Source organism: Saccharothrix sp. BKS2, from assembly GCF_047689505.1.
Lineage (GTDB): Bacteria > Actinomycetota > Actinomycetes > Mycobacteriales > Pseudonocardiaceae > Actinosynnema > Actinosynnema lopnurensis.
In genome coordinates, this window is sequence record NZ_JAUQOL010000004.1 from 258,511 (window position 1) to 273,512 (window position 15,002).

At 75.1% G+C, this 15,002-nt stretch carries 7 protein-coding genes; 6 read left to right on the plus strand and 1 reads right to left on the minus strand.

What is annotated here, in order from left to right:
• Window positions 1–127: 127 nt before the first annotated feature.
• Together eccCa and Q5530_RS09900 are read left to right on the plus strand one after the other, a co-directional pair.
• A complete protein-coding gene (gene eccCa, locus Q5530_RS09895) occupies window positions 128–4,132 on the plus strand; it encodes a type VII secretion protein EccCa (protein WP_415361882.1) in 4,005 nt (1,334 codons plus the stop codon).
• A 420-nt stretch (window positions 4,133–4,552) separates the two neighbouring features.
• Window positions 4,553–7,285 carry a BTAD domain-containing putative transcriptional regulator gene (locus Q5530_RS09900; protein ID WP_415361883.1) on the plus strand — a complete coding sequence of 911 codons (2,733 nt, stop codon included), beginning with the start codon at window positions 4,553–4,555 and terminating at the stop codon, window positions 7,283–7,285.
• 1,060 nt (window positions 7,286–8,345) lie between these two features.
• Here Q5530_RS09900 and Q5530_RS09905 read toward each other — a convergent pair.
• Complete coding sequence (locus tag Q5530_RS09905; RefSeq protein ID WP_415361884.1) at window positions 8,346–8,837, minus strand: hypothetical protein; 492 nt, start codon at window positions 8,835–8,837, stop codon at window positions 8,346–8,348.
• A 386-nt stretch (window positions 8,838–9,223) separates the two neighbouring features.
• Between Q5530_RS09905 and Q5530_RS09910 the strand changes: the two genes are divergently transcribed.
• The 4 genes from Q5530_RS09910 (at window position 9,224) to Q5530_RS09925 (ending at window position 15,000) form a co-directional block, all read left to right on the plus strand.
• A complete protein-coding gene (locus Q5530_RS09910; RefSeq protein ID WP_415361885.1) occupies window positions 9,224–12,133 on the plus strand; it encodes a BTAD domain-containing putative transcriptional regulator in 2,910 nt (969 codons plus the stop codon).
• Window positions 12,134–12,312: 179 nt separating this feature from the next.
• On the plus strand, window positions 12,313–14,088 hold the full coding sequence (locus Q5530_RS09915) for a type VII secretion-associated protein (protein ID WP_415361886.1): 1,776 nt from the start codon (window positions 12,313–12,315) through the stop codon (window positions 14,086–14,088).
• A gap of 18 nt (window positions 14,089–14,106) precedes the next feature.
• The gene (locus Q5530_RS09920; RefSeq protein ID WP_415361887.1) at window positions 14,107–14,544 is read left to right on the plus strand and encodes a hypothetical protein; all 438 of its coding nucleotides are present in this window, start codon (window positions 14,107–14,109) and stop codon (window positions 14,542–14,544) included.
• Between the two features lie 144 nt (window positions 14,545–14,688).
• The gene (locus tag Q5530_RS09925) at window positions 14,689–15,000 is read left to right on the plus strand and encodes a WXG100 family type VII secretion target (protein WP_415361888.1); all 312 of its coding nucleotides are present in this window, start codon (window positions 14,689–14,691) and stop codon (window positions 14,998–15,000) included.
• The last annotated feature ends 2 nt before the right edge of the window (window positions 15,001–15,002 follow it).

Genomic DNA, 15,002 nt, shown 5'->3' on the forward strand with positions numbered 1-15,002 from the left:
TGCGCAACACTCTTTGCCGGACCCACCTCCGGGAGGTGCCCCGATGCGCCATAGTGTCGGGTGCGACCGGCCGCGCCCGCACGCGCGCCAAGCGGTCTTGGATCGAGTTTGAAGAGGTGCCCGTCAGGTGAGCACGCTGCAGTTCAAGCGCACGGCACGCCTCGCCGCGCCCCGCCCGCCCGGCGGTGAAGTCCACCTCGAACCACCGCCCGAGGTGCCCCGGGTCATCCCCGGCAACATCATGATGAAGGCGCTGCCCGTCGTCATGATCGTCTCGTCCGTCGGGATGATGGTCCTGATGTTCGCCTACAGCAACAAGAGCCCGGCGGCCATGATCATGCCGGGCATGATGCTGATCTCGACCATCGGCATGATGGCCGGCGGCATGGGCGGCGGCCGGGGCCAGAAGAAGGCCGAGATGAACGAGGACCGCAAGGACTACCTGCGGTACCTCGGCCAGATGCGGGACCGCGCCCGCGAGGCGGCCAACGAGCAGCGCGCCGAGCGCGAGTGGGTCCACCCGGACCCGCAGGTGCTCTGGTCCCTGGCCACCACCCGGCGCATGTGGGAGCGCCGGCAGAACGACCCCGACTTCTGCCACCTGCGCGCGGGCCGCGGCTCGCAGCGCCTGGCCACCCGCCTGGTGCCGCCGCAGACCGGCCCGGTCGAGGAGCTGGAGCCCATCGCGACGCTGGCGCTGCGCCGGTTCGTGCGCGCCCACTCGCTGGTGCCCGACCTGCCCATCTCGATCGCGCTGCGCGGCTTCGCCGCGGTCGGCCTGCTCGGCGAGACCGAGGTCAAGCGCGGCCTGGCCCGCGCCCTGCTCGCGCAGATGGCGACCTTCCACTCACCGGACGACCTGCTCATCGCGGTGGTCACCACCGGCCGCACCAAGGCCGAGTGGGAGTGGATGAAGTGGCTGCCGCACGTGCAGCACCCCACCACCATCGACGGCATCGGCCAGATGCGGATGATGGCGGGCTCGCTGACCGAGGTCGAGCAGATGCTGGACGAGCAGCTGCGCGACCGGCAGCGGTTCACCCGCAACGCGCCGCCGCCCGCGGACCAGCCGCACGTGGTCATCCTCATCGACGACGGCGACGTGACCCGCGAGGAGCAGATCGTCCTGGAGGAGGGCCTGGTCGGCGTCACCCTGCTCGACCTGTCCGAGTCGCTGGGCAACCTGACCGCCCGCCGCGGCCTGCGGCTGGTGATCGAGGACGGCAAGCTGGGCGCGCGCAGCGCGAGCGGCGTCGAGTGGTTCGGCGCGCCGGACTGGCTGAGCGTGGTCGAGGCCGAGGCGCTGGCGCGCCGGCTGTCGCCGTACCGGATCGGCGGCGTGGACTCGGGCGGCGTCGACGAGGACCCGCTGTCCATGAACAACAACCCGCCGCTGCTGGAGTTCCTGGGCATCCCCGGCGACCCGATGACCTTCGACGTGCAGGCGGCGTGGCGGCCCCGGCCGGTGCGCGACCGCTACCGCGTGCCGTTCGGCATCGGCGAGTTCGGCCAGCAGGTGGAGCTGGACATCAAGGAAGCGGCGATGGAGGGCATGGGTCCGCACGGCCTGTGCATCGGCGCGACCGGTTCCGGCAAGTCCGAGTTCCTGCGCACGCTCGTGCTCGGGATGCTGGCCACGCACTCGTCGACGACGCTGAACATGATCCTCGTCGACTTCAAGGGCGGCGCGACGTTCCTCGGCCTGGACAAGGCCCCGCACGTCGCCGCGACGATCACCAACCTGGCGGGCGACCTGACCCTGGTCGACCGGATGAAGGACGCCATCGCCGGCGAGGTGGCCCGCCGCCAGGAGGTCCTGGCCAAGGGCAACTACAAGAACGTGTGGGACTACGAGAAGGCGCGCGAGAACGGCGCCGACCTCGACCCGCTGCCCGCGCTGTTCATCTGCATCGACGAGTTCTCCGAGATGCTGACGGCGAAGCCGGACTTCATCGACATCTTCCTCCAGATCGGTCGCGTCGGCCGGTCGCTCCAGATGCACATGCTGCTGGCCTCGCAGCGCCTGGAGGAGGGCAAGCTGCGCGGCCTGGACACGTTCCTGTCCTACCGGATCGGCCTGAAGACGTTCTCCGCCGCGGAGTCGCGCGCCGCGATCGGCGTGCCGGACGCCTACGAGCTGCCGCCCATCCCGGGCTCGGGCTACCTGGGCGTGCAGGGCTCGCCGCTGACCCGGTTCAAGGCGCTGTACGTGTCGGGCCCGTACCGGCCCGCCGGCATCCAGGTCGGCGGCCCGGCCGCGCCGGTGACCAGCGACAAGCGGCCCCGGTTCTTCGTGCCGGACTACATCGAGGTCCCCAAGGAGCCGATCCGGCCGCTGGAGCCGGTGGTCCAGCAGAAGAAGGAAGAGGACTCCAACGAGCCCAGCGAGCTGGAGGTCGTGGTCGAGCGCCTGGTGGGCCAGGGCCCGCCGGCGCACGAGGTGTGGCTGCCGCCGCTGAACGAGCCGCCGTCGCTGGACACCCTGCTGCCGCCGCTCCAGCAGACCGAGGACCGCGGTCTGACCGCGCCCGGGTTCTTCGCCAACGGCAAGCTCCAGGTGCCGCTGGGCGTGGTCGACAAGCCGTTCGAGCAGCGCCGCGACCTGCTGTGGGCCGACTTCTCCGGCGCGGCCGGCCACGGCGCGATCGTCGGCGGCCCGCAGTCGGGCAAGTCGATGATGCTGCGCACCCTGGTCACGTCCATGGCGTTGACGCACACGCCCGAGGAGGTGCAGTTCTACTGCCTCGACCTCGGTGGCGGCACGCTCGCCGCGCTGGAGAAGCTGCCGCACGTCGGTGGCTTCGCCAGCCGGTTGGACGTGGACAAGGCGCGCCGCATGGTGGCCGAGCTGTCCGGCCTGATCTCCGAGCGCGAGCAGCGGTTCCGCGCCCAGGGCATCGACTCGATGGTCGAGTTCCGCAACCGCAAGCGGCGCGGCGAGATCCGGGACGACGACTTCGGCGACGCGTTCCTGCTGGTCGACGGCTGGATGAACTTCCGGCAGGAGTTCGAGGTGCTGGAGCCGGCGGTCCAGGCGCTCGCCGCGCAGGGCCTGTCGTTCGGCGTGCACGTGGTGGTGGCGGCCAACCGGTGGGCGGAGATCCGGCCCGCGATGAAGGACCTGCTGGGCACCCGGTTCGAGCTGCGGCTGGGAGACCCTAGCGAGTCCGAGGTGGACCGGAAGGTCGCGGTCAACGTGCCCGCCGGCCGGCCCGGTCGCGGCCTGTCGCCGCAGAAGCTGCACTTCCTGACCGCGCTGCCGCGCATCGACGCCTCGTCGGACGCCATCAACGTGGCGGCGGGCGTGCAGGACATGATCGCCAAGGTCGGCGGCACCTGGCGCGGCAGGCACGCGCCGCAGGTCCGCCTGCTGCCCGACGTGCTGCCGCACGACGAGCTGATGAACCAGGTGCTCCAGGTCAGGCCCAACCGGGGCCACCTGGTGCCGCTGGGCGTCAACGAGGACGAGCTGGCGCCGGTCTTCCTGGACTTCGACGCCGACCCGCACTTCATGGCGCTGGCCGACGGCGAGTCCGGCAAGACGAACATGCTGCGCACCATCGTGCGCGGCATCATGGGCAGCTACACCTCCAGCGAGGCGCTGATCCTGCTGGTCGACTACCGGCGCACGATGCTCGGCTACATCGGGACCGACCACCTGCTGTCCTACGCGGTGTCGGGCAACCAGCTGACGGACATGATCAAGGACGTCCGCGGCTCGATGCAGGGCCGACTGCCGGGGCCGAACGTCACGCAGGAGGAGCTGAGGAACCGGTCCTGGTGGAAGGGGCCGGAGCTGTTCGTGGTGGTCGACGACTACGACCTGGTCGCGCCGCAGGGCGGGGTGAACCCGCTCCAACCGCTGGCCGAGTTCATCCCGCAGGCCAAGGACGTCGGCCTGCACATCATCGTGGTGCGCCGCATGGGTGGCGCGTCGCGGGCGCTGTTCGACCCGATCCTGGGCAAGCTCAAGGAGATCTCGGCGCCGATCATGGTCGGGTCGGGGTCCAAGGAGGAGGGCAACATCGTGGGCAACCTCAAGCCCTCGCCGCAGCCCCCGGGCCGGGGCACGCTCGTCACCCGCAAGTTCGGGCAGCAGCGCATCCAGGTGGCCTGGATCGACCCGGAGTAGTGCGTGGTCGGGGCCGCCGGACCGGTGGCCCCGGGCGGCTCGGAGGTCTGGACGCGCGGAGGGCCCCACCGGACACCGGTGGGGCCCTCCGCGCGTCTGCGGGAGGTGGTGCGGGCCGCGCCCGCCGGTCCGACCCGTGCTCGCGGACGTGGCACGACCCGTGGCCACCGGCGCGGGGAAGCGCCCCGGCGGCCACGGGTCGTGGCGTCCACCCCGGTCCCCGGTCCCGACCCCCGGTGTCCCCCCGGGGCCGCCCCCCGGACCTGTCCGGCGCGCGTACGGCGGACCCCCTCCTGCCTGCCGCCGCCCGCCCACCGGACCGGGACCGCGGTGAACTGGCTCCACTGTGCCCGGTGGCGCTCACAGTCGACTCACGCCGCGCTGTCACGGTGATCAGGACTCCCCTATGCTCCAACGGCGGTGGAGGTGGGGGAGCTGTCGGTCGAGCTGCGCGTCCTCGGGCCGCTGGAGGTGCGGCTCGGCGATCGTCCCGTGCCCGTTCCCGCCGGCCGGGCCCGGGTCCTGCTGGCGTCGCTGCTGCTGCGCGCTGACGAGGTGGTGCCCACCGACCTGCTCATCGACCGGCTCTGGGACGGCGCGCCGCCCACCGCGTCGCGGGCCCGCGCGACGTTGCAGATGGTGGTGACGCGGCTGCGGCAGGCGCTGGGCGAGGCCAACGTGGTGCGCACGGTCGCCGACGGCTACCTGGCCGAGGTGCCGCCGGGGAGCCTGGACCTGCACCGGTACCGGGAGCTGGTGGCGCGGCGGCGGTTCGCCGAGGCGCTGGCGCTGTGGCGCGGTGAGCCGCTGGTGGACGTGCGGTCGGACTCGCTGCACCGCGAGGAGGTCGCGCCGCTGCTGGAGGAGCGGCTGGGCGTGCTGGAGCGGCGCGTCGACGCGGACCTGGCGGTGGGCCGGGCGGCGGAGCTCGTGCCCGAGCTGCGGGCGCTGACCAGGCAGTACCCCCTGCGCGAGCGGCTGTGGGCGCAGCTGGTGGCGGCCCTGCACCGGGCGGACCGGCAGGCCGAGGCGCTGGCCGCCTACCGGGAGGTGCGCGAGCATCTGGTCGACGAGCTGGGCGTCGAGCCCGGACCGGCGTTGCGGGAGGTGCACCGGCGGGTCCTGGGCGACGAGCCGGCCCCGCGCGGCCCGGCGGTGCCCCGGCAGCTGCCCGCGCCGCCGCCGTTCTTCACCGGTCGCGGGGACGCGATCGCCGCGCTGGACGAGGCCGCGTCGGGCGGCGGCGCGGTGATCTCGGCCATCAACGGCACGGCCGGGGTGGGCAAGACGGCGTTGGCGGTGCACTGGGCGCACCGGGTGGCGACCCGGTTCCCGGACGGGCAGCTGCACGCCAACCTGCGCGGGTTCGACGTCAGCGGCGAGCCGGTGCCGCCCCGGGTGGTGCTGCGCGGTTTCCTCGACGCGCTGGGCGTGTCGCCCGCCACGGTTCCGTCCACCGTGGACGAGATGGCCGCGATGTACCGCAGCCTGCTGGCCGACCGGCGGGTCCTGGTGCTGCTGGACAACGCCCGGGACGCCGACCAGGTGCGGCCGCTGCTGCCCGCCGGCCCCCGCTGCGCCGTGCTGGTGACCAGCCGCAACCAGCTCACCGGCCTGGTCGCCGGCGAGGGCGCCGCCCCGCTGACCCTCGGCCTGCTCGACGCCGGCGACTCGGTGGTCCTGCTCCGGCGCCGGCTCGGGGCCCGGCGCGTCGACGCGGACGCGGGGGCGATCGACGAGCTGGTGGCCCGGTGCGCGGGCCTGCCCCTGGCGCTCAACGTGGTGGCCGCCCGCGCGGCGGTGAACCCCCGGCTGCCGCTGCGGGCGCTGGTCGACGAGCTGGCCGACGAGGAGACCCGGCTCGACGCGCTGGAGACCGGCGACCGGGCCACGAGCGTGCGCACCGCCCTGTCCTGGTCCTACCGCCGGCTGAGCCCGGCCGCGGCCCGGCTGTTCCGGCTGCTCGGCGTCGCGGCCGGTCGGGACGTGCCGGTGGCCGCCGCGGCGAGCCTCGCGGGCCTGCCGGTCGGGCGGACCCGCCGCGTGCTGGGTGAGCTGACCGGCGCGCACCTGCTGACCGAGCACGAGCCCGGCCGCTACGCGTGGCACGACCTGCTGCGCGCGTACGCGGCCGAGCTGGTGCAGGAGCACGAGACCGCGGAGGAGCGCCGCGCCGCGGTGCGCCGGCTGCTCGACTTCCACCTGCACTCCGCCCACCGCGCGGGCGCGCTGATGTCGCGGCACCACGCCGCGGTCCCGCTCACCACGCCCGACGAGGCCGTGCACCCGGTGGTGCTCGCCGACCGGGACGGCGCGTCCGCGTGGTGCGAGGTCGAGCACCGCAACCTGGTCGAGGCGGTCGGGCTGGCGCGGCGGCACGGGTTCCCCGAGCACGGCTGGCGGCTGCCGAACGCGATGTGGCCGTGGCTCAACCTGCGCCAGGACTCGGCCGAGTGGACCCACCTGTCCGAGATCGCGCTGGAGGCGGCCCGCGCGGTCGGCGACGAGTACGCGGAGGCCCTCTCCCTGCACACGTTGGGCTGCCTGGCGAAGAACCGCTCCGAGTACGACAGCGCGCTGCGGCTGTTCGAGGACGCGCTGCGGCTGCGCGAGCGGGTGGGCGACGTCCGGGGCACCGCGTCGACCGTCGCCCAGGTCGCGGGCGTCTACTCGCGGACCGGCCGGTTCGAGGAGGCGTGCCGGCTGCACGTGCGGGCCATCGAGCTCTCGCGCGCCCTGCCCGGCGCGGACTACACGACCGTCACCCTGAACAACTACGCCGACACGCTCACGCGCATGGGGGAGTACGAGCGGGCGCTCGCGCCCTGCCTGGAGGCCATGGAGATCTGCCTGCGGGCCGACCAGGACCTGCTGGCCTCGGTCAAGGACACGCTGGGCGTGATCTACCTGGGGTTGGGCCGGTTCGACCTGGCGATCGGGGAGTTCACCGAGATCCTCGCGTCGCCGCGGTACCTGCTCAGCGCCCGCCAGGAGGTGTTCGCCCTGGACAACCTGGCCACGGCGCTGGAGGCCACCGGGGACGTCGCGGGGGCGCGCGACGCCCTGCGCAGGGCGCTGGAGGTGCTGGAGCGCGACGCCAACCCGCGGGCGGAGGAGGTCCGGGCCCGGCTGGCGGAGCTGGTCACCGGGTGAGCGGTGCGGTGGCCCCCGACCCGGTCGGGGGCCACCGCACCGGCGGTCCCGGACGCAGCCGGCGGTCCCGGACGCAGCCGGCGGTCCCGGACGCAGCCGGCGGTCCCGGACGCAGCCGGCGGCCGCGCCGGTCGAGCTGGTGCGGGCCGATCCCCCCGGCGCGCGGTGACCCACCCGTGTGGACGGTCGCGGCTCTAGCGCGGACAACGGTGGGCGCACAACCCGCCACCAGTCGTAAACTGGTCCACGTCCAGGGGGAGGGGCATGGTGGTTCGGGTCGAGGTGCCGGGTTCCGCCCTGGCCCGGTGGGAACGTGGTCCGGTGCCACCGCACGCGCGTCGGCGGGCGGCCCTCGCGTGATCCGGTTCACCGTGCTGGGCCCGCTGGAGGTGTGGCACGGCGACGAGCGGGTCGCGGTGCCCTCGGGTCGCGGGCGGGTGCTGCCGGCCACCCTGCTGCTGCGGGCGGGCGAGCAGGTGGCGGTCGACGAGCCGGTGGACCGGCTGTGGGACGGCGGCGCGCCGAAACCGGAGCGGGCGCGGGCCACGCTCCAGATGGTGGTGCGCCGGCTGCGCCAGGCGCTGGGCGAGGCGAACGTGGTGCGCACCGTCGTGGGCGGGTACTTCGCCGCCGTGCCGCCGGGCGCGCTGGACCTGCACCGCTTCCGCGACCTGGTGGCCGTGGGCCGGGTGGCCGAGGCGCTGGGGCTGTGGCGGGGCGCGCCGCCGGCGGACGTACGGTCGGACGTGCTGCACCGCGACGACGTGGCGCCGCTGCCGGCCGACCGGCGGGCCCTGGTCGTGCTGGACAACGCGGCCGTGGACCTGCTGCGCCGCATCCTCGGGCCCGAGCGCGTGGCCGCCGAGGCCGAGGCGTCCGCGGAGCTGGTGGAGGTCTGCGGCGGCCTGCCGCCGGCGCTGCGGGTGGCCGCCGCGACCATGGCCGTCGAGCCCGGCTCGGCGGCCGACTACGTGGCGGCGCTGCGGTCGGGCGACCGGCTCTCCGACCTGGAGATCCCGGGCGACCCGGCGTCCGCGGTGCGCGTCACGTTCCACCTGTCCTACTGGGCGCTGACCCCGTCGGCCCGGCGGCTGTTCCGCCTGCTCGGCGTGGTCCCGTGCCGCGACTTCACCGCCGAGACCGCCGCGGCGCTGACCGGCACGGGGCTCGACGGCACCCGCCGCGCGCCGGCCGAGCTGCTGCGCGCGCACCTGCTGGAGCAGCCGCAGCCGGGCCGGTTCGGCATGCACGACCTGCTGCGGCTGCACGCGGAGGCGTGCGCGGCGACCGAGGAGTCCGAAGAGGACCGGCGCCTGGCCCCCGGCCGGCTGCTGGACCTCCACCTGCACAACGTGGACCGCGCGGACCGGGTGATGCGCCGCAGCCGCACGGTGCTGTCGCTCACGCCGATCGCGGACACCGTGCCGCTGCTGACGTTCACCGAGCGGCCGCGGGCCATGGCGTGGGTCGACTCCGAGATGCCGAACCTGCGCGTGCTGATCCCGTTCGCGGTGGAGCGGGGGTGGCTGGAGCACGCCTGGCAGCTGCCCACCGCGATGTGGAGCTACCTGCACACCCATTACGTCTGGGCCGAGTGGCGGACGCTCAACGAGATCGCCCTGGCCGCCGCCCGCCACCTCGGCAACCGGTTCGCCGAGGCGGTGGCCCCGCACACGCTCGGCAGCACGACCCGCCGCGTCCGGCCCGAGGACTCCCTGGCGGAGTTGGTCCTCGCGCTGGAGATCCGCGAGGAGATCGGGCACGCGCACGGCACCGCGGCGACCTGCCTCGAACTCGCCGGCGCCTACGAGTCGCTGCGGCGCTACGACGAGGCCGTGGAGTACGGCGAGCGGGCCGTGGAGCTGTGGACGGCGCAGGGCAACGAGGAGGGGTTGGCGGTGGCGTTGAACAACCACGCCGGGACCTGGAGGTGCGCGGATGACCACCACGTTCAAGGTGCTGGGCCCGCTGGAGGTGCGGCACGGCGGCGAGCGGGTCGAGGTGCCCGCCGGCCTGGCCCGGGTGCTGCTGGCGACCCTGCTGCTGCGCGCGAACCAGACCGTGACGGTGGACGCGCTGGTCGAGCGGCTGTGGGACGGCCGCGCGGGCAACCCGGCGCGGGCCCGCTCGACGCTGCACATGGTGGTGACCCGCCTGCGGCAGGCGCTGGGCGAGGCCAACGTGGTGCGCACCGCGACCAACGGCTACCTCGCCGAGGTGGGGCCCGACGCGCTGGACCTGCACCGGTTCCGCGCGCTGGCCGCCGAGGGCCGGTGCGCGGAGGCGCTGGGCCTGTGGCGGGGCGAGCCGCTGTCGGACGTGCGGTCCGACGCGCTGCACCAGGAGGACGTCGAGCCGCTGCGGGAGGAGCGGCTGGTGGTGCTGGAGCGGCGGATCGAGGCCGACCTGGCGGCCGGGCGCGCCGTGGACCTGGTGCCCGAGCTGCGCGCGCTGACGAAGGCGTACCCGCTGCGGGAGCGGTTCTGGGGCCAGCTGGTGCTCGCCCTGCACCGCGGCGACCGGCAGGCCGAGGCGCTGGCCGAGTACCGGGCGATCAGCGAGCGGCTGGTGGAGGAGCTGGGCGTCGACCCGAGCCAGTACCTGCGCGCGGTGCACCACACCGTGCTCGTCGGCGAGCCCGCGCCCCCGGCCGCGCCGCCCGCCGCGTCCACCGCGTCCACCGCGTGGACCGCGCTGTGCCAGCTGCCGCCCGAGACGGTCGACTTCGTCGGGCGCGAGGACCTGTGCAAGGAGGCGATCGCGCTGCTGACCGGCCGCTCCGGCGGCACCGGGGTGCCGGTGGTCGCGATCACCGGCCCGCCCGGCGGCGGCAAGAGCGCCTGGACGGTCCGGGTCGCGCACGCGCTGCGCGACCGGTTCCCCGACGGCCAGCTGTTCGTCCGGCTCGACGGCGCGGGCCGCGCGCCCCGCGACCCGGGCGAGGTGCTGGCCGAGCTGCTGACCGCGGTCGGCGTCGCCTCCTCGGCCATCCCGGACCGGCTGGAGGCCAGGGCCGCCGCCTTCCGCGCGCACGTGGCCGACCGCGCGGTGCTGCTGGTCCTGGACGACGCGGCGAGCGTGGCGCAGGTGCGGCACCTGCTGCCGGGCACGCCCGGCACCGCGGTGCTGATCAGCAGCCGGCGGCGGCTGTCCGGCCTGCCGGGCGTCCGGGTGCTGCGGGTGCCGCCGCTGTCCCCCGCGATGGCGCTGGACCTGCTGTCGCTGATGATCGGCGCGGACCGGGTGGCCGCGGCGGGGCGGGCGGTCGACGAGGTCGTCGAGGTGTGCGGCGGGCTGCCGCTGGCCCTGCGGATCGTGGGCGCCCGGCTCGCCGCCCGGCCGTCCCTGCCGCCGGCGAAGCTCGCCGCCCGGCTGGTCGACGAGCGGCGCAGGCTGGACGAGCTGGCGGCGGGGGACCTGGAGGTCCGGGCGAGCCTGGAGCCGAGCTACGAGGCGCTGGCGCCGGAGGCGGCGCTGGCGTTCCGCCGGCTGGGCCTGCTCGGCGCGGTGGACGTGGCCTCGTGGGTGGTCAGGGCGCTCACCGGGCTCGACGACCCGGAGCCCGCGGTGGAGCAGCTGGTCGAGGCGAACCTGCTGGAGGAGACGGGCGCGGACGCGACCGGCGAGCCGCGCTACCGCCTGCACGACGTCCTCGCGGTCTACGCGGCAGAGATGGCCGCCGCGGACGACCCGGCGGGCAACGACGCGGTGCTGCGCGCCTACTTCGGCGTGCTGACCACGCTGGCCGAGGCGGCGTCCGGGCGGACGACCCAGAGCGTGGACGAGGTGCCGCTCAGCCCGGTGGAGCCCTCGGGCGTGCTGCCCGCGCGGGAGGTCGAGCGGCTGACCGCGGACGGCGTCGCCTGGCTGCTGGCCGAGCAGGTCGCGCTGGAGCGCGCCATCGAGGCGACGGCCCGGCGGGGGTGGGCGGTCGAGTCCTTCCGGCTCTACGAGCGCGCCATGCGGTACCTGGACGTGTTCGTCCCCAACGACCGGGTGATCGAGCTGGCCGGGGTGGTCGAGCGGGCCCTCCGGGACGCGGGCGAGGACCGGTGGGCCGGGCGCATGAGGTACCACCTGGCGATCCAGCACATCAAGGCGTCGCTCGACGACGAGCTGCTGGGCTCGCTGGCGGAGTGCGCCCGCGGGTTCGGCCGGGACGGCGACCACGCCGCGGAGGCGCTCGCCCTGGCGTCGCTGGCGCACTACGGCCACCTGCACACCGGTGTGGCGGACGTGGCCTTGGCCCGGCGCGCGGTGGAGGCGGCGCGGCGCAGCGGCGTCCGGAGCGCGGCCTGCTCGGCGCGGCGCGAGCTGGCCCTGATGCTGGCCCACTCCGGGCGCTACGAGGAGGCCCTGCCGCACTTCGACGAGACCCTGGCCCTGTGCCGGGAGCTGGGCAACGAGCTGGCCGAGGTGCAGTTCAACCACAGCGTGGCCAGGTGCGCCCTCCAGCACGGCGACCTGGCGCGGGCGGCCGAGGCGTCGGCCCGCGCCGTGGCGAGGATCGACGTCGTGGACGACCTGCGGGGCACGGGCTACGTGACGAGCCTCGCGGGCCGGGTGGCGGTGGCCACCGGTCGCCCGGCCGAGGGCGTGCGGCTCGCGACGCGGGCGTACCGGATCTTCGTCGAGGTGGGCGAGGGGATCGGGGCGGCGAACGCGGCGGCGTCCATCGGCGAGGGCTACCTGGCGCTGGGCCGGCCGGCCGACGCGCTGGCCGTGCTGGAGCCCGCCCTGCGCGAGTACGGCGAGGTCGGCACGACGCTGGAGGTGGAGCGGATGCGCAGGGCCTTCGCGGAGGCCGGCGCCGCGGTCGGGGGGACGGGAGGACCCGCGGCGCCGTGACCGCGGCGGTGGCGGCGGGCGACGCGGTGGTTCGACGCGGCGGGCGAGGCGTTCCTCCTCGACCGGGGACCCGCGCGCCGTGACCGCGTGGTGGCGGCGGGGTGTGCGGCCGGGACGGATCGCTCCCGCATCGGGTATGCATGTGCGTGCCCGCGGGTGCCGGGACGAGGGGATGGCGCATGAGCTTGCACGTGGCGGTGGACTTCGGCACGTCCAGCACCTGCGTCGCCCTGTCCCGGAACGGGCGGGAACCCCAGGTGGTCGTGGTCGACGGCCAGCCGATCGTGTCGTCGGCGGTGTTCGCCGCGGCGGACGGCACGCTGTTCGTCGGGCAGGAGGCCGAGCGCCAGGCGGCCGTGGACCCCTCCCGCTACGAGCCGCACCCGAAGCGCCGGGTCGACGAGGGCGAACTGCTGCTGGGCACCAGCGTGCTGCCGGTGGCGGACGTGGTGCGGGCGGTGCTGGCGCGGGCGGTGGGCGAGGCGCGGCGGGTGGCCGGCAACGCCCCCGTCGACCTGCTGGTGCTCACCCACCCCGCGGACTGGGGCGCGATGCGGACCCGGGTGCTGCTCGGTGCGGCCCGGGGCCTGGCGCAGGAGACGCGACTGGTGCCGGAGCCGGTCGCGGCGGCCGTGTTCCACTCCGCGACCCACGCAGTGCCGGACGGCGCGGCGCTGGCAGTGCTCGACCTGGGCGGCGGCACGGTGGACGCGAGCGTGGTGGTGCGGCGGGGCGGCTCGTTCCGGGTGCTGGCCGCCAAGGGCGACCCGGGGTTCGGCGGCGCGGACGTCGACCAGGCGCTGCTGGACCACATCGGCTCGCTGGTCGCGCCGGGCGACCCGGACGCGTGGCGCGGGCTGGTCGAGGGCCGGGAGCTGGCCGACCGCCGCAAGCGCCGGGTGCTGCGCCAGGACGTGCGCGGCGCCAAGGAGACGCTGTCCCGGCACTCCTACACCGACGTGCCGCTGCCGCCGCCGTTCCCCGACGCGCACGTCACCCGCGCGGACCTGGAGCGCCTGGTCGCCGCGCCGCTGACCCGGGCCGCCGCGCTGGTCGTGGGCGCGGTGCGCGACGCCGGGCTGGACCCGCGCGAGCTGGCGGGCGTGTTCCTGGTCGGCGGGTCGAGCCGGATACCGCTGGTGGCCCGCCTGGTGCTGGAGCAGTCCGGGGTGGTGCCGACGAGCATCGACCAGCCGGAGACCGTGGTGGCGCGGGGCGCGCTGCGGGCGGTGGCCGCGGACCCGCTGCGCACCGGGGCCCTGCCGCCGCGCGACGAGGCCACGCGGCGGATCCCCGACGACGGCACCCGCCGGATCACCCGGCGCATCACCCCGCCGCCGACCGGGTTCCCCGCGCACTTCCCGTACCCGCCGCCCGCGCCGCGCCGGAGCCGGGTGCCGCTGCTGGTGACCGGGGCGGTGGTCGTGCTGGCCGCCGTCGGCGGTTCCGTGGCCTACGCGCTGAGCCGGGGCGAGGACGGCACGCCGGGACCGGCCACGACCGGGTCGTCCACCTCGGCCGCCGGCGGTCGGGCGATCGCCCAGTACGACTACAGCTTCACCGCGCCGGCGGGCTGGGAGCAGACCGGCGGGCAGGTCGAGACCCGCAAGGTGCTGCTGGAGCCCGCCTCCGGCGGTGCGGGCCCGGAGGCCATCGCGGTGCAGGAGCAGAAGCTCGACTACGACTCCTCCACCGACCCGGACCGGGCCCGGTCCGAGCTGCGCGCGCTCTACGACCGGGGCACCGGTCTGTCCGGGTTCGACGCCTCCGCCACCTTCGCGGGCAAGGACGTCGTCCACTACCGGGAGACGGCGGGCGCGACGACCATCGACTGGTACGTGCTGTTCCAGGACTCGTTCCAGGTCAGCGTCGGCTGCCAGTACCCGGCGGACGGGCGGGAGCGGGTCCGCCCCGCGTGCGAGCAGGTCGTCCGCACGCTGACCGTGACCGGCTGACAGGCCCCAGGGGAGACGATGACCGGCATTCCGGAGTCCACGGCCAGGTTCCGCGCGGACGTCGACGCCGCCGTGACCAGGGCCACCCGGGCCGCCGCGGCGGCCGGGGCCCGGACGGCGGCCCAGCGCGAGCGCAACCGGGAGCTGGCCGAGCGGGCCCGCGGCCGCGAGGTGCGGCCCGGGGCGCACGAGGCGACCTCGGCGGACGTCCGGCGCGTCGCCGCCGGGTTCCGCGAGCACCGGGGCCTGCCGGTGGAGCGGTTGCCGGCCGCGGCGGAGTTGCTCGCGCCGGAGTTGCCCGCGCCGGAGAAATCGCGAGAGCAAACGGACGCTAATGCAAATCCCGTGGCGCCCACCACTCCGCTCGGTTCTCGCGCGGTGGCCGGCCCGAGCGGTCAACTGCCCCCCGACACCGGCGATGACGAGGACTTTTCGCAAGCGCGAATCCTCTACTGACGCCGTTTGCTCCCCCAAACGTTTACTAGCGCAACTACTTCCGGGAAAAACGCGCCAGGGCGGAACCGGGCGTGGCAGGGTCTGCGTCGGAAGAGGCGTACGAACCGGGAACGCCTGATCGAGAAGACCTAGGGGGTCTCACGAATGAGTGGCTTTCAGACTGGACACGCCGAACTGGTCAAGGGCGCTGAGGACATCATCAGCGTCGACGAGTCGGTGCAGGCCATCCTGTCGCAGCTCCGCAGCACGGTAGAGGGCCTGTCCAGCGCCTGGTCCGGTAGCGCCGCGGTGGCCTTCACCAACCTGATGGAGCGCTTCAACGGCGACGCCCAGAAGCTGCACCAGGCGCTGGTGGAGATCGCGGAGCAGATGAGCGGCACCGCCGCCACCTACCTCACCCAGGACCAGGACCAGGACCAGGTGATGTCCTCCATCGCCAACCGCCTCAACGGCTGACA

Coding starts and splice junctions, on each gene's coding strand:
- Q5530_RS09910 (WP_415361885.1), top strand. CDS start 9,224: ATGACCACCACGTTCAAGGTGCTGGGCCCGCTGGAGGTGCGGCACGGC.
- Q5530_RS09915 (WP_415361886.1), top strand. CDS start 12,313: ATGAGCTTGCACGTGGCGGTGGACTTCGGCACGTCCAGCACCTGCGTC.
- Q5530_RS09920 (WP_415361887.1), top strand. CDS start 14,107: ATGACCGGCATTCCGGAGTCCACGGCCAGGTTCCGCGCGGACGTCGAC.
- Q5530_RS09925 (WP_415361888.1), top strand. CDS start 14,689: ATGAGTGGCTTTCAGACTGGACACGCCGAACTGGTCAAGGGCGCTGAG.